Annotated in this window: 15 protein-coding genes and 4 tRNA genes; 11 read left to right on the top strand and 8 right to left on the bottom strand. The window is 60.3% G+C overall.

Annotated elements, in window-relative coordinates; genetic code table 11:
• Window positions 1-246 precede the first annotated feature (246 nt).
• Window positions 247-1,923: a DEAD/DEAH box helicase gene (locus BMY73_RS10825; RefSeq protein ID WP_092407010.1), complete on the top strand. Its 1,677-nt coding sequence runs from the start codon at window positions 247-249 to the stop codon at window positions 1,921-1,923.
• A gap of 667 nt (window positions 1,924-2,590) precedes the next feature.
• Here the strand turns inward: BMY73_RS10825 and BMY73_RS10820 are convergent.
• A complete protein-coding gene (locus BMY73_RS10820) occupies window positions 2,591-3,358 on the bottom strand; it encodes a DODA-type extradiol aromatic ring-opening family dioxygenase (RefSeq protein WP_092407008.1) in 768 nt (255 codons plus the stop codon).
• A 105-nt stretch (window positions 3,359-3,463) separates the two neighbouring features.
• Here BMY73_RS10820 and BMY73_RS10815 point away from each other — a divergent pair, with 105 nt between their 5' ends.
• The gene (locus BMY73_RS10815) at window positions 3,464-4,120 is read left to right on the top strand and encodes a thiopurine S-methyltransferase (RefSeq protein ID WP_092407006.1); all 657 of its coding nucleotides are present in this window, start codon (window positions 3,464-3,466) and stop codon (window positions 4,118-4,120) included.
• Between the two features lie 56 nt (window positions 4,121-4,176).
• On the opposite strand, the gene htpX is transcribed toward BMY73_RS10815, so the two are convergent.
• Window positions 4,177-5,064, bottom strand: coding sequence for a protease HtpX (gene htpX / locus BMY73_RS10810; RefSeq protein WP_062380349.1), 888 nt, complete (start codon window positions 5,062-5,064; stop codon window positions 4,177-4,179).
• Between the two features lie 266 nt (window positions 5,065-5,330).
• Entirely contained in the window at window positions 5,331-6,542 is a 1,212-nt protein-coding gene (locus BMY73_RS10805) for a pyridoxal phosphate-dependent aminotransferase (RefSeq protein ID WP_074757687.1), read from the bottom strand.
• Between the two features lie 193 nt (window positions 6,543-6,735).
• Between BMY73_RS10805 and msrB the strand changes: the two genes are divergently transcribed.
• Together msrB and BMY73_RS10795 are read left to right on the top strand one after the other, a co-directional pair.
• Complete coding sequence (msrB, locus tag BMY73_RS10800) at window positions 6,736-7,134, top strand: peptide-methionine (R)-S-oxide reductase MsrB (RefSeq protein ID WP_062380353.1); 399 nt, start codon at window positions 6,736-6,738, stop codon at window positions 7,132-7,134.
• A 104-nt stretch (window positions 7,135-7,238) separates the two neighbouring features.
• A complete protein-coding gene (locus BMY73_RS10795) occupies window positions 7,239-7,724 on the top strand; it encodes a glutathione peroxidase (RefSeq protein WP_092407004.1) in 486 nt (161 codons plus the stop codon).
• A gap of 46 nt (window positions 7,725-7,770) precedes the next feature.
• Here BMY73_RS10795 and BMY73_RS10790 read toward each other — a convergent pair whose 3' ends face one another.
• Complete coding sequence (locus BMY73_RS10790) at window positions 7,771-10,095, bottom strand: hybrid sensor histidine kinase/response regulator (RefSeq protein ID WP_092407002.1); 2,325 nt, start codon at window positions 10,093-10,095, stop codon at window positions 7,771-7,773.
• 101 nt (window positions 10,096-10,196) lie between these two features.
• Between BMY73_RS10790 and BMY73_RS10785 the strand changes: the two genes are divergently transcribed.
• Together BMY73_RS10785 and BMY73_RS10780 are read left to right on the top strand one after the other, a co-directional pair.
• On the top strand, window positions 10,197-11,090 hold the full coding sequence (locus BMY73_RS10785) for an ATP-binding protein (RefSeq protein WP_092407000.1): 894 nt from the start codon (window positions 10,197-10,199) through the stop codon (window positions 11,088-11,090).
• Window positions 11,087-11,569 carry a GAF domain-containing protein gene (locus BMY73_RS10780; RefSeq protein ID WP_092406998.1) on the top strand — a complete coding sequence of 161 codons (483 nt, stop codon included), beginning with the start codon at window positions 11,087-11,089 and terminating at the stop codon, window positions 11,567-11,569. Before BMY73_RS10785 ends, BMY73_RS10780 begins: the two co-directional genes overlap by 4 nt.
• A gap of 49 nt (window positions 11,570-11,618) precedes the next feature.
• Here the strand turns inward: BMY73_RS10780 and BMY73_RS10775 are convergent, their stop codons facing one another.
• Window positions 11,619-12,392: a hypothetical protein gene (locus BMY73_RS10775; RefSeq protein WP_062380362.1), complete on the bottom strand. Its 774-nt coding sequence runs from the start codon at window positions 12,390-12,392 to the stop codon at window positions 11,619-11,621.
• Window positions 12,393-12,656: 264 nt separating this feature from the next.
• Here BMY73_RS10775 and BMY73_RS10770 point away from each other — a divergent pair.
• The 4 genes from BMY73_RS10770 (at window position 12,657) to BMY73_RS10755 (ending at window position 13,068) form a co-directional block, all read left to right on the top strand.
• Window positions 12,657-12,732: transfer RNA gene (locus BMY73_RS10770), tRNA-Glu, on the top strand.
• Window positions 12,733-12,734: 2 nt separating this feature from the next.
• Window positions 12,735-12,810: transfer RNA gene (locus BMY73_RS10765), tRNA-Gly, on the top strand.
• Window positions 12,811-12,912: 102 nt separating this feature from the next.
• Window positions 12,913-12,988 (top strand) — tRNA-Glu (locus BMY73_RS10760).
• A gap of 4 nt (window positions 12,989-12,992) precedes the next feature.
• A tRNA-Gly gene (locus tag BMY73_RS10755) sits at window positions 12,993-13,068 on the top strand.
• A gap of 493 nt (window positions 13,069-13,561) precedes the next feature.
• Here BMY73_RS10755 and BMY73_RS10745 read toward each other — a convergent pair.
• The 3 genes from BMY73_RS10745 to BMY73_RS10735 all read right to left on the bottom strand — a co-directional run bounded on the left by BMY73_RS10745 (window position 13,562) and on the right by BMY73_RS10735 (window position 19,425).
• Complete coding sequence (locus tag BMY73_RS10745) at window positions 13,562-14,698, bottom strand: CaiB/BaiF CoA transferase family protein (protein ID WP_092406996.1); 1,137 nt, start codon at window positions 14,696-14,698, stop codon at window positions 13,562-13,564.
• Window positions 14,695-15,207 (bottom strand): alpha/beta fold hydrolase, encoded by a 513-nt coding sequence (locus tag BMY73_RS10740; protein ID WP_092406994.1) that lies wholly within the window; start codon window positions 15,205-15,207, stop codon window positions 14,695-14,697. Before BMY73_RS10740 ends, BMY73_RS10745 begins: the two co-directional genes overlap by 4 nt.
• Before the next feature lie 123 nt (window positions 15,208-15,330).
• Window positions 15,331-19,425, bottom strand: a complete 4,095-nt coding sequence (locus BMY73_RS10735; protein ID WP_092406992.1) for a DEAD/DEAH box helicase — start codon at window positions 19,423-19,425, stop codon at window positions 15,331-15,333.
• On the opposite strand from BMY73_RS10735, the gene BMY73_RS27950 reads away from it, so the two are divergent.
• The gene (locus tag BMY73_RS27950; RefSeq protein ID WP_139214201.1) at window positions 19,415-19,684 is read left to right on the top strand and encodes a hypothetical protein; all 270 of its coding nucleotides are present in this window, start codon (window positions 19,415-19,417) and stop codon (window positions 19,682-19,684) included. The two genes, BMY73_RS10735 and BMY73_RS27950, sit on opposite strands and share 11 nt — an antisense overlap.
• Window positions 19,685-19,704: the final 20 nt, after the last annotated feature.

Raw genomic sequence — 19,704 nt, 5'->3', positions numbered from 1 at the left:
AATCCTCACTTTTTCCGGCAATTCCGGTATAGTGCGCGCCGGCCTTTCATAGGGCCCTCGTCACGGTATGGGTTTGCGAAGCCTTCTTCACAAGCCGGTTCGGTTACGAACTATCCTTGACGATCCATTCATCAATACGTTTTCGCAAATCCCCGCCGACAAAGCAGCCAGGGTGACTCTAGGGTCTTACACGGCACGCGCAGCTTTGAAGCATGGGTCTTTGCGGATGCACTCAGAGGCAGACCCATGACCCAGGAAACCGGCGGCTTCGCCGCTCTCGACCTTCATCCGAATATTGTTGCAGCCGTTATCGCTACCGGCTACGAAGAGCCTTCGGCCATTCAGCAGCAATCGATCCCGATTATTCTTGCCGGTCACGACATGATTGGTCAGGCGCAGACAGGCACCGGTAAAACCGCCGCCTTCGCCCTGCCGATCCTGAACCGCATCGACCCGGCAAAACGCGAGCCGCAAGCGCTGATTCTCGCGCCGACTCGCGAACTGGCCCTGCAAGTGGCCACCGCGTTCGAAACCTACGCCAAGCAGATGCCAGGCGTTACCGTTGTGGCTGTTTACGGCGGCGCGCCGATGGGCCCACAGCTGAAAGCGATCCGCAACGGCGCCCAGATTGTCGTGGCGACCCCGGGCCGTCTGTGCGACCACCTGCGTCGCGACGAGAAAGTCCTGGCAACCGTGAACCACCTGGTGCTCGACGAAGCGGACGAAATGCTCAAGCTGGGCTTCATGGATGACCTGGAAGTCATCTTCAAGGCCATGCCGGAAACCCGCCAGACCGTCTTGTTCTCGGCCACGCTGCCACAGTCGATCCGTGCCATCGCCGAGCGTCACCTGAAAGACCCGAAACACGTCAAGATCCAGAGCAAGACCCAGACCGTTACCGCGATTGAGCAGGCCCACCTCCTGGTTCACGCTGACCAGAAGACCTCTGCGGTGCTGAGCCTGTTGGAAGTCGAAGATTTCGACGCCCTGATCATGTTCGTCCGCACCAAGCAAGCCACTCTGGATCTGGCCAGCGCGCTGGAAGCCAAAGGCTATAAGGCCGCTGCACTGAACGGCGACATCGCCCAGAACCAGCGTGAGCGCGTCATCGACTCGCTGAAAGACGGGCGTCTGGACATCGTTGTCGCGACCGACGTGGCCGCACGTGGTCTTGACGTTCCGCGCATCACGCACGTGTTCAACGTCGACATGCCATACGATCCGGAATCCTACGTACACCGTATCGGCCGTACTGGCCGTGCCGGTCGCGAAGGCCGTGCGCTGCTGCTGGTGACTCCACGTGAGCGCCGCATGCTGCAAGTGATCGAGCGTGTCACCGGTCAGAAGGTTGCCGAAGTTCGTCTGCCGGATTCGCAAGCCGTTCTCGATGCCCGCATCAAGAAACTGACCAACAGCCTGGCGCCGCTGGTTGCCGACGCTGAAGCCAGCCACGGTGATCTGCTGGACCGCCTGACCGCCGACATCGGCTGCACCCCGCGTGCACTCGCTGCTGCGCTGCTGCGCAAGGCCACCAACGGTCAGGCCCTGACCCTGGCTGCCATCGAGAAAGAACGTCCACTGGTGCCGAACAGCGCGCCGCGTGGTGATCGTGCCGATCGTCCGTCGGGTGACCGTCCTGATCGTGGTGATCGCGAGCGTCGTGCGCCAATGCCGCTGGCTGAAGGCCGTGCGCGTTGCCGTACCGCGCTGGGCGCGCGTGACGGTATCGCTGCCAAAAACCTGCTGGGCGCCATCCTCAACGAAGGTGGTCTGGCTCGCGAAGCGATCGGTCGCATCCAGGTGCGTGACAGCTTCAGCCTCGTCGAGCTGCCAGAAGATGGCCTCGAGCGTCTGCTGGCCAAGCTGAAAGACACTCGCGTTGCCGGCAAGCAGCTGAAACTGCGTCGTTATCGCGAAGACTGATTGGCGCTGAGCTGATCGTCTGAACAAAAAAATCCCCGACTGGTTCGGGGATTTTTTTGTCTGGATGTTCAGGTGGGGCGAGCTTGCTCGAAGGCTTCAGTGCATCCACTCAGTCTGCAGGGAGCTGCCATCGATTATTCGTGAGTAAGCTCGCTTGTATGGTGCGTACTTCCACTGTTTGGGTTGACGCTGATGGTTTGGTTTGTCCTAACGGCCAAACTGTTCCGCCTTCGGCGGGTTACTTGAAAGGACACCAAGTAACCAAGTGTCCTGGCTCCTGGCTTGGCCCTCCTGCGTCGGGTACCCGCACTCCGACGACACTCCGTGGGCCCGCGCCGAACGGACATCCATGTCCTGACGGCGCTCTCGCGGCATCCATGCCGCTCGGCCCACTGCGCGTCGTCTGCGTTTGGCCTGCACCCAAGTCGCGCTTTGTGGTGTCTGGCCTGCTGCGGTATGAAGATCAAAAGCCAGAGCGCGCTTTGCGCTGTTTAGATGCTGATGGTTCCCGCGCTCCGCGTGGTAACACATTCAATGACGCTCTGCGTCATCGGGATGTGTCGAATGCTGTCAGGCTTTGCGACCCTCAAGAAACTTACTGACCCCACTGATTTGAGAGCGATAGAGTCTCCCACAGGTATTGACCGCTTCGGCGCAGCTAAAGGCCTCACCCAAACCGGTAAATATCCATCCCCAATGCGCCCATGGTGAAGCCTTGGTGCGCGATGCTGAATGCACCGCCCGCGGCGCGTGCAAAGTACAGCGGCAGCAGATGCTCGTCCGTCGGGTGATTGCGCACGGCATTCGGTGCCAGGCGGCGGTAGTCGTGCAGCGCCTCTTCGTCATCGGCGGCAAGTTTCTCGACCATCCAGTCCCGGAAAACCAATGCCCAAGGCTCGACGCTCTCCGGTCCGGCGTGCCAGTCCAGTTCGCGCAGATTGTGAGTAATGCTGCCCGAACCTATGACGAGGACCTCTTCTTGGCGCAGGCGGTTTAACGCCTGACCCACGCGGGTTTGCAGGGCCGGCCCCATGCGTGACGGCAGCGAAACCTGAACAATCGGGATGTCGGCTTCTGGGTACATCAGCGACAGCGGCACCCAGACGCCATGGTCGAACGGACGACGCGTGTCCATTTGGGCAGGCAGGTCCGCAGCGGCCAATAATTCCATCACATGACGGGTCATCTCCAGAAGGCCGGGCGCCGGGTATTGCACGGCGAACAGCGCGGCCGGAAAACCACCGAAGTCATGCCAGGTTTCCGGTTGCGGGTTGCCATTGACCAGCAGTTCGCTGCTTTCCCAGTGGGCGGAGACGATCACAATGGCCTTGGGCCGCGGCAATTCGCTCGCCAGACGCTTCAGCGCCGGGCCGCTCTCGCCAGGTTCCAGCGCGAGCATCGGTGAGCCGTGAGAAATGAACAGGCTGGGGAACATGTCGGACGTCCTGTGCGTATAAGATAAGCAGCATGATCAGGCAGATCATTGATCTAAATCTAATATAAGTTTTCGTGCCGTTTGATCGAATTATCAGGAGCATGTATGGAGCCGCAGTTTTGGCATGAGCGCTGGGCGATCAATCAGATAGGTTTCAATCAGTCAAAGGTGAATCCATACCTTCAGAAGTTCTGGCCGGAATTGAACCTGAAGGCGGGCGAGCGGGTGCTCGTGCCCTTGTGCGGTAAAAGCATCGACATGCACTGGCTCAACCAGCAGGGCCTTCATGTCGTGGGGGTCGAACTTTCCGAGAAGGCCGTTCAGGATTTTTTCACTGAGGCCCAAGTCGAGCCATGGGTGAAAGAAAAGGGCCGGTTCAAGGTGTACAGCCATGGGGCCTGCGAGATCTGGTGCGGTGATTTCTTTGCGCTGAACGCCAAGGATATTGGCAATTGTTCAGCGCTGTACGACCGCGCCGCGCTGATCGCACTGCCGTCTGACATGCGCTGGCGCTATGTCGAGCACCTTAATCGCGTCCTGCCCGCCGATTGCCGCGGCCTCCTGATTTCTCTGGATTACGAGCAGTCGGAGATCGATGGTCCACCATTCTCGGTCCCTGAAGACGAAGTGATGCAATTGCTGTCGCCCGAGTGGCGAGTGAAGCTGATTGCCGACGAAGATGTGCTGCAAAAGAGCCGCAAATTTCTGGACGCTGGTGCTAGCCGGCTGATCGAGTCGGCGTACCGAATGTTTCGCCGTTAATTTCTGGCGAAAGAAAAGGGCGACTCGCGTCGCCCTTTCTCGTAGCTGCAGGTCAATCAACCGCGACGGCGCAGGGCTTCAATACGATCTTCCAGAGCCGGGTGGCTCATGAACAGACCAGCAAGGCCGTGCTTCAGCCCGCCGTTGATACCGAACGCGGTCAGGCTGTCGGGCATCTGTACCGGAACACCCTGTTCCGAACGCAGGCGCTGCAGAGCGCTGATCATCGCGCCGGTACCGGCCAGTCGGGCACCGGCATCGTCGGCACGGTATTCACGCTTGCGCGAGAACCACATGACGATGGCGCTGGCCAGGAAGCCCAGGACGATTTCGGCAAAGATGGTCGCGATGTAGTAAGCGATCCCTTGGCCTTCTTCGTTCTTGAAAATCACCTTGTCGACGAAGTTGCCGATGATCCGCGCGAAGAACATCACAAAGGTGTTCACCACGCCCTGCACCAGCGCCAGCGTCACCATGTCGCCGTTGGCGACGTGGCCGATCTCGTGGGCCAGGACCGCCTTCACTTCATCGGGCGAAAAGCGTTCCAGCAAGCCTTGGCTGACGGCAACCAGTGCATCGTTCTTGTTCCAGCCGGTGGCGAAGGCGTTGGCCTCATAGGCCGGGAAAATACCGACTTCCGGCATCTTGATGCCAGCCTCGCGGGCCAGTTGTTCTACGGTCTGCATCAGCCATTGTTCATGACGGGTGCGGGGTTGGGTGATGATCTGGGTGCCAGTGCTCATCTTCGCCATCCACTTGGAGATGAACAGCGAGAACAGCGAGCCGGCGAAACCAAATACGGCGCAGAAGATCAGCAGCTGATTGAGGTTGAGATCAACCCCGTTGGCCGCCATGAACCCATTGAAGCCAAAAAGGCTCAGGGTGATGCTGGCAATCAGCACGACCGCAAGGTTAGTGGCCAAAAACAGCAAGATGCGCATCATGGTGTGGAGTGTCTCCTCGTGAAGAATGTGTAACGTGTTGCGGGGTATATAAGGTGATGTCTGTGCGTATTCAACCGGTCGACTATTTCAAACTGTGTCGTTTAGCGTCGCCAATGCAATTATGGGCCATTGGCGAGAGGGTGAGGGTAGAGCGGTGGTTCTCTAAATCGCTTCGCACCGGCTTGCTGGCAGAGGCGTCAGGGCAGAAACATGGAGGTGCCTGACGCGACGTCTTCGCCAGCAAGCCGGCTTCTACGCAAGCAGCATTACTGCTTGTAGGACTTGAGGAAATTGCCGATCCGTCCGATCGCTTGTTCCAGATCATCCACACGCGGCAACGTCACCACGCGGAAATGGTCCGGCCATGGCCAGTTGAACGCGGTGCCCTGAACGATCAGCAGTTTTTCCGAGAGCAGCAGGTCCAGCGCGAATTTTTCATCGTTATGGATCGGGCATACTTTCGGGTCGATGCGCGGGAAGGCGTACAGCGCGCCCATCGGCTTCACGCAGCTGACGCCGGGAATGTCGTTGAGCAGTTCCCAGGTACGGTTGCGCTGCTCCAGCAGGCGGCCCGGCGGCAGGATCAGGTCATTGATGCTTTGATAGCCGCCCAGTGCGGTCTGGATGGCATGCTGGCTCGGCACGTTGGCGCAAAGCCGCATGTTGGCGAGAATGTCGATGCCTTCAATGTAGCTCTGGGCGTTGTGCTTGGGTCCGGAAATCGCGATCCAGCCCGAACGGAAACCGGCCACCCGGTAGGATTTGGACAGACCGTTGAAGGTCAGGCACAGCAGGTCCGGCGCCAGCGATGCCGTGCAGATGTGTACGGCGTCGTCATACAGGATCTTGTCGTAGATCTCATCGGAAAACACCACCAGATTGTGCTGGCGGGCGATTTCCAGCATGCCCAGCAGCACTTCTTTCGAGTACACCGCGCCGGTCGGGTTGTTCGGGTTGATGATCACCATGGCCTTGGTGTTGGGGGTGATCTTGGCCTTGATGTCATCCAGATCGGGCCACCAGTTGGCTTGCTCGTCGCACAGGTAATGCACCGGATTGCCACCGGACAGTGCAACGGCCGCGGTCCACAGCGGATAGTCAGGCGCGGGAACCAGGACCTCGTCGCCGTTGTTCAGCAAGGCCTGCATCGACATGACGATCAACTCGGAGACGCCGTTGCCCAGGTAGATGTCTTCGATGCCGACCCCTTCGACCTGCTTTTGCTGGTAGTACTGCATCACCGCCTTGCGCGCGCTGAACAGGCCTTTGGAGTCGCTGTAGCCTTGCGCCGTTGGCAGGTTGCGGATCACGTCCTGCAGGATTTCGTCCGGCGCTTCGAAACCAAACGGCGCCGGGTTGCCGATGTTCAGCTTGAGGATGCGATGGCCTTCCTCTTCCAGGCGCTTGGCGTGCTTGAGCACGGGCCCGCGAATGTCGTAGCAGACGTTGGCAAGCTTGTTCGATTTGCTGAACTGCATGGTGATTGATCCCGAAAATGGACGACCCGCGGTAAACGAAGAAGGCGGACCGTTAAGCACTACGCCATCAAAATGGGTTTGTATGCGAGAAACGCGGGTGACAGACTGGCGTCTAACGAAGGCGCAATCATACGTGCCACCCGATCCGTGGAAAAGACACAGATCGGGCTTTTTCAGTTGTGGAGGTGTACCCGTGGAAAAGCTGGAAAAAACCCTCGAAGAATGGAAACAGATGCTTGATCCGGAGCAATACAACGTCTGTCGCCTCAAAGCCACCGAGCGGCCTTTCACAGGCAAGTACAACAGCACCAAAACCGATGGCGTCTACCATTGCGTGTGCTGCAATGAAGCGCTGTTCGATTCCACCACCAAGTTCGATTCGGGCTGCGGCTGGCCGAGCTTCTATGCGCCGATCGAGGGCAGTGCCGTGGTAGAGGTGCGCGACGTCAGTCACGGGATGATCCGTACCGAAGTGGTCTGCGCCAAATGCGATGCGCACTTGGGGCACGTATTTCCTGACGGTCCACCGCCGACAGGTCTGCGTTATTGCATCAACTCGGTGTGCCTGGACCTGGTACCCCGCGCAGCCTGAGCGTGTGCCTGGAACGTATGGCCCGGTATCACCGTCGATAATTGGATAGCGCGCCAATCAACGGCGCGCTAATTTGGCCGCTTGATCCTTTTCGAGGCATCGCCATGAGCGAGACGTTGCTGAACATTCCGGTGCAGACCATCAACGGCGAGCAGAAGACGCTCGCCGACTACGCTGGCAAGGCATTGCTGGTGGTTAACACCGCCAGCAAATGCGGTTTCACCCCTCAGTACAAAGGTCTTGAGAAGCTCTGGGAGACCTACAAGGATCGGGGGCTGGTGGTGTTGGGTTTCCCGTGCAATCAGTTCGGGAAACAGGAACCGGGCAACGAAGGGGCGATTTCCGAGTTCTGCGAGTTGAACTACGGTGTGAGTTTTCCGTTGTTCAAGAAGATTGACGTGAACGGCAGCGATGCCCATCCACTGTTCGTGCAACTGAAGAAACAGGCGCCGGGCCTGTTGGGGTCTGAGCGCATCAAGTGGAACTTCACCAAATTCCTGATCGGCAGGGACGGCAAGCTGGTCAAGCGTTATGCACCGATGACCAAGCCCGAAGAGCTGACGTCCGACATCGAAGCGTTGTTGAAATAGGGGCAGTCTCAAGCCTCAAGCGACTGCGGCGTGCTTAGCGTGTGCCTTACGGCTTGATGGGCGCCGCCGTGATCCACTGATCCAGCAGATTCACCAGTTCTTCGCGGTGAAACGGCTTGGCGAGGTAGTCGTTCATCCCGGCGTTCTTGCAGTGTTCGCGCTCTTCCGGCATCGCGTTGGCCGTCAGGGCGATGATTGGCAGGTCTGGCCATTTCCCGCTCTGACGTATCAAGCGAGTGGCGGCGTAGCCGTCCATCACTGGCATGTTGCAATCCATCAGCACCAGATCGAAACGGCCGCGTTCCAGTTGCTGCAAAGCTTCACCGCCGTGACTGCTGACGACCACCTCGCAACCCAGTTTGCCCAGCATGCCTTTGGCCACCAACTGGTTCACCGGGTTGTCCTCCACCAGCAGAATGCGCGCACGATGGGCCTGGGGCAGCCCGCTCGTGGGTCGATCGCCGGCCTGTTGCTCGTCCACGAGCAACACCCGTTTGAGCGCCTGATGCAAAACGCTGCGGGACAACGGCCGTGCCTGTTGTTGCAGCGGTGCGAGCGCCACCACTTGCTGGGCAGGCATGAAGTTGCCGTACGCGGTGACCAGCAGAATGGGAATCTTTGTGGCCGGACGGACGCCGATCAGGCATTCAGGGCAGTCGGTGATCAGCAAATCCGGTGGCAGTTCCGGGTGGGGGTCGCTGGCTGAAAAGTGCCGATACTCGATGCCCCATTCCGGCAGCAGCCGACTCAACATCTCAACCAGACCACTGTTCGCCGGACTGACCACCACCACTCGCCCGTTAAGTCCCGGCCAGACGGGGGGCGGAGCGTGTTCCGGCAGGGGCAGGTCGGCATAGAACCGGCTGCCGACACCCGGGGTGGATTCGATATTCAACTGACCGTTCATGGCTTCGCACAGGTTGTGGGTCAGGGTCAGACCCAGGCCCGTGCCGCCATACTGACGGGTGGTCGCCGCTTCGGCCTGTGTGAACGGCTGAAAGATTTTCGCCTGCGCATCCTGGGCGATGCCGATACCGGTGTCGCGCACTTCGATGCGGACCATGTCCTCGTGCTGACTCAAACGCACGTCGACGCGGCCCTCGCGGGTGAATTTGAGCGCGTTGGACAACAGGTTGCTGACGATCTGACGAACCCGTGTCGGATCGCCGAGGAGCAACGCCGGGAAGCGAGGGTCGATCAGGCAGGTGAGCTCGACGCTGGGAGCGGCATTCTGCGACAGCAGGTTGGCGGTGTCCTCGATCAGTGTGGCGAGGTCAAAGGGAATGCGTTCCAGTTCGAGCTGGCCAGCATCGAATTTAGACAGGTCGAGGATGTCGTTCAGCAACTCGACCAGGACTTTGCCGGAGTCGTGAGCAATCGACAGCTGTTGCCGTTGTTCAGCGCTCAGCGGTCCGTCCAGTGACAACGCCAGCATGCCCAGCAGACCATTGAGTGGCGTGCGGATCTCATGGCTCATGTGCGCCAGGAACGCCGAGCGCGCGTGGGCCATGTCCAGTGCGGTGCTGCGCGCGATCTGCAGCTCTTCGTTGGATTGGCTCAAGCGTGCGTTGCTGGACTTGAGTTCCAGGGTGCGGGCCGAAACGATGTCTTCAAGCTCGTTCAAGTGATCGGTCAGCCGGTTCTCGGCGTCCAGCCGCCGGCCGAATTCAGAGGCGACATTGTCGAACTGCTGGTTGGCGACCCGCACCAGGACACCGATTTCGTCGTTCTCATGCCCGGCGGGACAGGGCAGCGGAACCTGCCTGGGGCTACGCGAATCCCGCTGGGCCAGTGCCCGGATGACACCGGTCAATGGCTTGGTCAGGGTCAGGTAAAACAAGCCCATCAGGATCGCGGCAAGCACGAGGCTGCGGACAAAGCCGTTGAGCATCGTGATTTCGGCCCGCTGCAAAAAGTGGCTGCCGAATTCGAAGGTGTCGACATCCAGGTACAGCGTACCGATCGCCTCGTTCGGCATATGGTCCAGGTGCAGCACATCCTCGAACTGACGGCTTTTGCCGAACAGTCCGTCGCTGAGCATGCGATAGGGGCTTTGCGCCGGAGGGCGCGACACGGCCGCCAGGACAACGTTGTTGTTGTCGATCAGTCGGGCGCCGACCACGGCGGGCGAATGAAGCAGGCCCATGGTGAGCTCTTGTGCGAGCTCGGCGTCGATGTTGTAGGCGATGCGCGAAGCGGGGTTATGACTGATTTGCAGCAGGGAGCGAATTTCACGATCGATGGAGGCGTCTTCGCTGGCATAATCGATCGCAATCTGGACGAGGCTGAGCAGGGTTCCCAACAAGAAGCCGATCAGAACCGTCATACGGGCCTGTTTGAACGACAATCGGTGTGTGACTGGTATATCCATAAGGGCATTTGATCCAGAGGGCACTTGCACTTCATGTGTCCGTCGCGGTCAAGCATAGCTGATCGCACACCGGCTTTAACCAGTTAAATCAAGGAGACATTGTGGATTCTCGGTTGAACGCATTTCTGGAACGCGCCGAATCGGTCCTGGCGCGCCTCGAGCCTTTGTTGCCGGCCGTGCGCGAGCCGGTGGACTGGGACAAGGCACTGGCCGCGCGCTGGGTGCGTGAAGGTCGCGTCGGTTACCTGATGCCGCTTGATGTGACACTGGACATGCGCCTGTCCGACTTGATCGGCGTCGATCATCAGCGTGAACAGCTGGGGCGCAACACCCAGCAGTTCATCGACGGTCTGCCCGCCAACCACGCGCTGCTGTGGGGATCGCGCGGTACCGGCAAATCTTCGCTGGTGCGCGCGCTGCTGGCGGAGCATGCCAAGGCGGGCTTACGTCTGATTGAAATCGAGCGCGATCACCTGGGCGACCTGCCAAGGGTCGTGGAGCAATTGCAGAAGTTGCCGCAGCGCTTCGTGCTGTTCTGCGACGACCTGTCGTTCGATTCCGGTGAAGGCGATTATCGCGTGCTCAAGAGTGTGCTCGATGGTTCTCTGGAGCAGGCGCCGGACAACGTTTTGCTGTACGCCACGTCGAACCGTCGTCATCTGGTGCCGGAGAAGGAAAGCGACAATGCGCACTGGCAGCGCGGCGACGACGGCGAGATTCATCCGAGTGAAGCGGTGGAGGACAAGATTGCCCTGTCTGACCGCTTTGGTTTGTGGCTGTCCTTCTATCCCTTCACGCAGGAACACTTCCTTGACGTGGTAGAGCACTGGGTCGGCGAGCTGGCCGCCAAGGCCGGTCTGAAATGGCAGCGTGACCCTGAATTCGACATCCTTGCCGTGCGCTGGGCGACCGGTCGCGGCAACCGAAATGGCCGGTGTGCCTATCAGTTCGCCCGTTATTGGGTTGGTTTGAAAATGCTGGAGCAACATCCATGATCGATTTGAATGCAGCGGGCGAGGGGCTGGACGGCTATCGCCTGCTGGCTGCGCAACTGGAATCCCTGCTGGCCGACGAGCGCGACTTCATCGCAAACGCCGCACAGTTTTCTGCCTTCCTTTATACCCAGCTCGACGATTTGAACTGGGCGGGGTTTTACCTTAGCCGTAACGAAGAACTGGTGCTGGGTCCGTTCCAGGGCCAAATCGCCTGTGTACGGATTCCGTTCGGCAAGGGGGTCTGTGGAACGGCGGCGCAACGCCGTGAGACGCAACGCGTGCTCGACGTGCACGCGTTTCCGGGGCACATCGCCTGCGACAGCGCGTCGAACAGTGAACTGGTCGTGCCGTTGGTCAAGGAAGGGCGTTTGATCGGTGTGCTGGACCTGGACAGTCCGAGTCTGGCGCGTTTCAGCGAGGCGGATCAGGCGGGTATCGAGCAATTGGCGGCGATTTTCCTCAAAGCCACTGACTGCTGAGACGCGTCGGGCTGTGGAGCGACTGCATTCGCTCCGCAGCCCGGGAACATCAGTCGTAGATCGCTTTCTTTTTCCATTCGGCATCGGCGTCGTCGGCTTTGAGGCCTTCGGTGAGCTCGTTGTGGTCATCTTCCGTCGGCGCAATGGTGTCCAGCACCATCGCATTGGCCCGTGCCAGTTGCCGTTCCATCGCCTGCAAGTGGTTTTTCCACGGCGCAGGTTCGGCCTGATTCTTCAGGTATTGCACGCCGCGTTCAAACGCCAGACGCGCCTGACCGGGCTGTTCCTGATTCAAGGCTTGCTGCCCCAGGTTGTTGAAGAACTCGATATGCAGCAGCACCAGCATGTTGCGGATCTCACGAATCCAGTGCTTGGCTTCGGCGGTCTGCAAGGCGCCGTCATGGGCCGCGCGGGTGACCTGTCCATGCATGGCTTCCAGAAGAAAGCGCACGTCCTTGGCCTTGGCTTCTGTCTGAATCGGGCTGGCCGGGTTGGTGACCTTGATGGCATCGCCCTGGGCCACCAGTGCTTCGAGCTCGGTCTCGCGTTCCTGCAGGCCGGGGTTGTTTCTTCTCTCCAGGGCAATCAGGCGCTTGACCACGTTCAGTTCCAGACGCACCAGCAAGAGCTTGAGTGCCGGGGTCATCAATTGGCCGGGGAACGTTTCGGACAGCTCGCTGCAACGCCGCAGGCGATCGTTGAGCTCAACCAGCGTGCGCGCGCGCTCGACCTTCTTGCTTTCGGCCACGTGATTCAAATAGCCAACCGCAATCAGGAGTACGATGCCGGCTACAACCAACAGGGTGATAAAGAGTGGTGTCACCGTACTAGCCTCAATTCAGGTTATTTGCGCCGAGTGTAGTGGCTATGCACTATCGCGGAAAGGGTAATGGTCAGATGCCTACTGATTGCCGTGTGCACTGACAACGTTGTATCGGCCGTCCATTACCGAAATAGAGGGCGAAGTCATTGATTTGAATAAATTTTCATTGGGGGGTTGACGACCCCTCCAACCATCCATAGAATGCGCGCCACTTGCAGCGTAAAGCACACAGCGAAGCGCGGCAGGGAGTGAATGTTGTAGCGTGTCCCCTTCGTCTAGTGGCCTAGGACACCGCCCTTTCACGGCGGTAACAGGGGTTCGAGTCCCCTAGGGGACGCCATTGCGGGAATAGCTCAGTTGGTAGAGCACGACCTTGCCAAGGTCGGGGTCGCGAGTTCGAGTCTCGTTTCCCGCTCCAATTTTAAGCAGTTTCGCTTTAAAGCGAAGCTGAGTGAAACCAGAAAGCCTCTTCGGATGGATTTCTGGAACTGAAACACAACACCATGGTGTTTCAGGCAGTGTCCCCTTCGTCTAGTGGCCTAGGACACCGCCCTTTCACGGCGGTAACAGGGGTTCGAGTCCCCTAGGGGACGCCATATTGCGGGAATAGCTCAGTTGGTAGAGCACGACCTTGCCAAGGTCGGGGTCGCGAGTTCGAGTCTCGTTTCCCGCTCCAAATTCACAAAAACGCCGCTCACCAGAGCGGCGTTTTTGTTTGTGCGTTTTTTAGTTCCAGTCTCACTTTTGGGCGTGCGGACCGAGAGGGGCCTGAAACGTCTCAGACCACCTCGTCGCATTCAGCCCTTAAGCAACTTCGCCTATCAGGCAAGGAGATCGACCCTGGTCGCTGGTGTTGCCATTGCCGCGAGCTACGAAGTGCCCCGACCCGGTTTCCTCAGGTCAGCCCTCACAATTTGTACGGTCAAGTAGCGTTCGCCGCGCTGTTGTCTGGCGGCGGGGCCTACCCGGGCGTACGCGCTTATCCGTCGGGGTCTTCGCTATGCGCTGGATCATTCGCTGACCGAATCCCTGGCGGCGGAGCGTCGCAGCCAGCGTCAGGCGGGCGCGACGCTGGACTTTGCCGCAGGTGTGGCGGCGTTCCGGGAAAAGCGTCGGGCGATGTTTACAGGGCGCTAGCAGCCATGCCCGCGCCCTGATCGTTGCGCCGCTCAGTGGGGCTGATCCGATGCTCTGCCGTTCAGCAGGTAGTCGATGGCGGCGGCGTCGACATTCCAGTCGACCAGCGTCTCGCGTGCGGCATCACCCTGCAAGGAAGCTTGCACCGCGCTCGGGGTTCGAGAAAAGCGAGGGGCCGGTGCCGGCTGATGAACGCCGTCGAGTTCGATGAACGTCTCGCGAGCGATGTTATGCGGGTCCATGGCGGCCTCTGCGGCATTCAGTACCGGGGCAAAACACGTATCGGCATCGCCCATCACCCGAACCCATTCCGCGCGGCTTTTGCTGGCGAATGTACGCTCGAATACGGCTTTCATCTGCGGCCACGACGCGCGGTCCATCTGTGGCTGAGTCAAGGTATCGGCCAGGCCCGTTTTCTCCAACAGCAAGGCATAGAACTGAGGTTCAATCGCGCCGATGGCTACGAAGTTTCCATCCGCGCAGCGATACGTATCGTAGAAGGGCGCCCCCCCGTCCAGGAGATTGGCCGCGCGCTGTTCCTGCCACTGACCCAGTGCGCGCAGCTTGTAGAGAATCGCGGTCAGGTAGCAGGTGCCATCGGTGATGGCAGCGTCCACCACTTGCCCCTGGCCGGTGCTACGTGCATTCAGTACGCCGGCCAGAAGCCCGACCGCGAGCATCATGGCTCCACCGCCGTAATCCCCGACCAGATTCAACGGCGGTACAGGCTTGTCACGGGGGCCGATGTCCGCAAGCGCGCCGGTAATGGCGATGTAATTGATGTCGTGACCCGCCCGCTGTGCATAGGGGCCGTGCTGACCCCATCCGGTCATTCGGCCGTAGATCAGACGCGCATTGCGCGCCAGCATGACCTGCGGGCCGAGGCCGAGGCGTTCCATCACCCCCGGTCGGTAACTCTCGATGACGATGTCCGCCTGGTCGCAGAGGGCCAGGCACGCTTCGACTGACCGGCTGTCTTTCAGGTTTGCCACGATAGCGCGACGACCGCGTCCGTCCACGTGGACGGCCGGGTTCATCGCCGTGCTGGCTTGACGATCGATACGTATCACTTGCGCGCCCATGTCCGAGAGCACCATGGCGCAAAACGGGCCGGGCCCAATGCCGGCAAACTCCACCACTTTCAAACCTTGAAGAGGACCAGAGGTCATTTTATCCACCCTATCTGTTTCGGTTTGTAAGGCGCACGCGCGGTCACGGCTTGAGCGGCCTCGTCCAGGCTTTCGAAACCCTGTACGTGGCTGCGCATGAAAGTCATGATCTTTTCGGCGCCCTCTGCATTGATGTGGAGTGTGAGGTCCACCAACACCAAGGCGCGAGCGATCGGGGCAATCGCTTCGCCCGCCGCCGCCAGCGCGGTCAGACCGCTCATTGAGGCGCCCACCAGAACAGGCGGGGACGACAGGTGGGCAAGGATCGCATGCAAGTCTGCAACCATGGCATCGAGCGTGTAGTCGCCGCGCGGGTCCCAGTCGCTTTCACCATGGCCCCGCGCATCGAACGAAATGACATAGTGCCCGGCTGTCACCAGAGCATCGAACGCGTTATTCCAGCTATGCCGGGTCTGTCCTCCACCATGCAGCAGCACAACGGGAGGGTGTGCAGGATCCCCGCCCGTTGCAGCCAGGCCCCGTCCATCCTCGTTTCTGAACTGCTGCATGGTGCGCCTCACAGGGTCAGTGCGACAGCGCCGAAGGGGCAACCTTCCGCGGACAGCGTGTACTTGCCACGCAATTCCATACCCGGGGGGCCTGAAAAACGTCTCAGGCCCACCTCGTCGCATTCAGCCTTTAAGCAACTTCAAGAGCGCGTCGGCGTCCAGTTTTGCGCTGATCTCGCCGCCGTCCAGCAGGCTGTCGGCCAGATCGCGTTTGCGCCCGTGCAGAGCGACGATCTGTTCTTCGATGCTGTTCTCCGTGACCAGCCGGTAGATCGTCACCGGCCGTTGCTGGCCCATGCGATGGGCGCGGTCGCTGGCCTGGTCTTCAACCGCTGGGTTCCACCAAGGGTCCAGGTGGATGACGTAGTCGGCTGCCGTCAGGTTGAGACCGCTGCCGCCGGCCTTGAGGCTGATCAGGAAGATTTCGCCCACGCCCGCCTGGAAGGCTTCGACGCGCTTCTGGCGCTCCTTGGCCGGAGTTGCGCCGTCCAGGTATTGATAGGCGATGCCCTGCTGGTCGAGCCATGCCCGCACGATGCTCAAGTGATCGACGAACTGGCTGAACACCAGCGCCTTGTGACGGTTCTCCAGCAACTCCTCGACGATCTCCTTGAAGGCTTGCAACTTGCTGCCGGGCAGCGTCGAGCCCGGCAGGACCAGAGACGGGTGGCAACAGAAGCGCCGCAGACGGGTGATTTCCGCCAGCACCTGCATGGATTTGACCGCCTGCGGATCGATGCGCGAGAGCGTGTCGACCGCTTGCTGACGCAGGGCCTCGTACTGATGGGCTTCTTCGTCCGACAGCGGCACTTTGTAGGTGATTTCGGTGCGCGCCGGGAGTTCTTCCAGCACCTGGCTTTTCAGGCGACGCAAAATGAACGGTTGAATCAATGCCTTCAACGCTCGTCGTGCCGCGACATCGCCTTGCTCGATGGGGGTTGCGAAGCGCGCGGCGAAACTGTCCTGGCTGCCCAGCAGGCCGGGGTTGATGAAGCGGAACAGGTTCCACAATTCGCCAAGGTGGTTTTCCAGTGGCGTGCCGGTGGCGACCATGCGGAAATCGGCGTTCAGTGCCATGACCGTCTGGGAGCGCTTGGTCTGTGCGTTCTTGATTGCTTGCGCTTCGTCCAGTACCACGCTGCTCCAGTGCTGCGCGGTGAACGCAGCGGTCTCTTGTTGCAGCAGGCCATAACTGACGACCACCAGATCCCCTGGGCCGAGGTCGTCCAGGCTGCGGTTCTGCTGATACAGCCGCAATTTCAGGCTGGGCGCGAAGCGGGCGCTTTCGGCTTGCCAGTTCAGCGTGACGGAGGTCGGTGCCACCACCAGTTGCGGCCCCAGACTCCCCCGTTGCAACAGCAACGCCAATGTCTGCACGGTCTTGCCCAGGCCCATGTCGTCGGCCAGGCAGGCGCCCACGCCCCATTGCGCGAGACGCGCCAGCCATACGAAGCCTTCGTGCTGGTAATCGCGCAAGTCGGCTTGCAGGGTGCCCGGCACCTGAGGCTGGTAATCGCGCAACGATTCCAGCCTGTCGAGGTGCGTTTGCCACCCCGCATCGGCTTCGAACTCCCCGGCCTCCTGAGCAAGACTGGCCAGCAGCGGCGTCGTTAGCGTGCTCAGGCGCAGTCCCTGGTCGTTGACCCGGTCCGCCAGGTGCGCCAGTTCATCGAGGCGCTTGCGCAGGCTGTCGTCGAGGGCCAGCCAGTCGTGTTCGTTGAGTTTCAGGAAGCGCCCGGGACTGGCCTTGAGCAACTCCAGCATCTGTTTCAACTGGAGCACCTTGCCGTCGTCCAGGGTGATACTGCCCTGCAGGACAAACCAGTCACCCTGCTGACGAAGTCCCAGTTTGAGCTGGCTCAGGCCGGAGCGGCCCTTGATGCGCATGCGTTCGCCTTCCGGCCAGATGCAATGAAGCTGTTCGCCGTCCAGCGCGTGCAATTCGCTGAGCAGTTGCAGGGCATGCTGAGGTTGATCCAGTTGCCACTCCTGGCCATCGCTGTCGGCATAGGCGAGTCCCGGACAGGCGTTCAGCACATGCTGCAGCGCCTGCCGTTCAGCGTCCAGATTCCTGATGACCTGCAGGGGCTTGCCGCCGCGCTCGCCCAGCAGGTTTTCGGCGCCCTGGCCGGGACGGAACCAACTGCCGTCCGCCAGTGGACGCACCAGCAATTGCAAACGGACACCTTCGGCCAGAGGCAACAAGTGGGCGTAGAGGCGGGTGTCGGCGGGTTCCTGATCGAGGTGCCCGGTAAGCTCGGGAATGTCCGAGTGAATCGGCAGCAGCGGGGCGATGGCGCTGACGGCTTCGATCAATTGCGCTTTCGCCTCCGTCGGCACGTTCAAACCTTTGCCGACGATCTCGGCGATTTTGCGCAGTTCACGGCTGATGGGATAAACCAGAAGACGGGTCGGCGTTTCTTTGTGCAGGTAGACGTCCTCTGCGCCGACGATGCCCTGCGGCTCAAGCTGGAGGTGAATCTGCCCGCCACGGGACTGAAGGTTCAGGGAGGCCTGGCCGGCTTGCAGGTCGATCCGCACATCAGGCGCGTCCTGCCAGTACAGCGCCGGGTGTCCGACCAGCCGAGGCAAGGCCAGGCCAGCGGGGAGTTCGTACTCAACGCTGCCGTAATGGTAATGGCTGACCACAATGGCGCTGATGGCCTGGCGATCCTGCTCGCAGAGGAAATCCATGATCGCGCCGTCGTCCATCAGGCGTTTCAGCGCGACGGTGCGACCTTTGCTCCATTGGCCCTTGGCGTTGCGCTTTTGCTCGCGTGGCTCGACCTGCACATGGTAGGTGCTCAACGAAATCAGCCAGGCCAGACGCGTGGGTTTCTCTTCGGCGGTGGCGGTTGCGGCAACCGTTCCGGGCCTCAGCTGACTCAGCGCATTGAGCGCATGCTGCCAGGCTTCCTGGCGATACAGCAGGGACACCAGCGGCTGGAGATCGGCGCTCAGGTGTACATCGGTAAATTGCCGGGGCGATCCGAATTGCACGGCGATCAGCGCGTCGAACTCTGCCGCCAGCCAGGCATAGCCTTCCCGGTGAAGTTGATCGCGGTAATCCTCCAGCATCGTGTGCCATTTTTCCTGGCGCGCCTGGGGGGCGTCCAGCCAGTACAGCGCGAGCGCCAGTACCAAGCCATCCATGCCATTCAATGTGGCAGGGAGGCGCGACGACGACATGGACGACTTTTCACCTTTGAACTGTTCCAGCAGATGTTCAAGGACGTCATAGGCGGCGCCGTAATTCTCTTTCACCCCCAAGGTGATGGCTTGCTTGAGCTGCGCCTGTTGTTTCGGATCGTTCTCGGCGAACAGTGCCAGGCAGTAAAACGCATTGAGCACCGGAGGCAGGTCGATCTTGCGCTTCTTGAGGACCCTGCGCATTTCGGTCAGCCAACTGCGCATGAGCAGCAGTGTCTCGGTCACCTGACCCCGCAGCATCAGGTTGATGGTTCGGTGCATGAGCTCCAGCTCATTCGCGCCCAGGTAATCGAGCATGTCCCAGTCGCCACGCCACAGCGCCTGGAGCGAGAGCTCCACTGCCAGCTCGAAGGAGGGCTGGACCTCCATCTCACGCAGGGCCAGCTCGTAGGTGTGACCGGCCGGGCCGAGCCGAGCGTTGAGCAGATTGAGGTGGTCTTCCACCAGCAGCGCTCGCGCGGCGTCATCGAGTCGGGCAAACACCTCCAGACCTTCCGGGCTGCCTTGCAGCACGTGCATGGGGTGCGGTGCGGCGTTAGTGGGGTGGACAAAAATATACGTGGCCAGTTGCAGCGATTGATCCAGTGCGCCTGTATCGCCGATGAGCAGGCTGAGCCAGAGGTCTTGCAATATGCGTGATCGGGCGGGCGTCTGCCAGGCACTGAGCGCAGGCAATCCCGAGATGATCTCGTGCAGCCACTGATCACGGTCCGGCGCGTTCAACAGGTCCAGCAACACGCGGTTGTAGCGTGCCGGGGCGACGCTGAAGTATTGCCCTTCAGGTTGTTGATCCAGCACCACCCACTCTTCGTGCTGCAGCCACTCCAGCATCTTCACCAGCGCAGGAGCGTCGACCAGCTTGCCGTGAAAGTCCGACACGCCCATCGCCCGCAAGAGTTTGAGCAACGACGTCTTACCCTTGCCGGGAAACGAGGTCACTAAACCAAACAACACCCTCATGCAGTTATCCGGTAGAGGGTCGGGGATGTGGGACTGGGTGAACAGCATACTGGACCTCATTGGACACGCGGTCGCCCGGGAGGCGGTGGCTCATCCTCAGGCAAAGCTCGTATTTTTCACCAGACGGCGGCGCTTGTCGAACTTCCTCCCCGACACTGATCAAGGCATCTGCCTGAACTGTCGTCTGACCTATGATTTTTTCAACCAGGAGGGGCTGACTAAATGGCGTCCGGCTGCCACTGTATTCGACGACTTCATCGCAGAGCCGGGTGCTGACGACAGGCGGTTGGCACAAGCACAGCACTGATGCGTAACGCGGATATAAGG

This window comes from Pseudomonas sp. NFACC02 (assembly GCF_900110765.1).
Taxonomy (GTDB): domain Bacteria; phylum Pseudomonadota; class Gammaproteobacteria; order Pseudomonadales; family Pseudomonadaceae; genus Aquipseudomonas.
The sequence above is the reverse complement of the archived record's forward strand: the minus strand, read 5'-3'. Positions and strand labels throughout refer to the sequence as shown.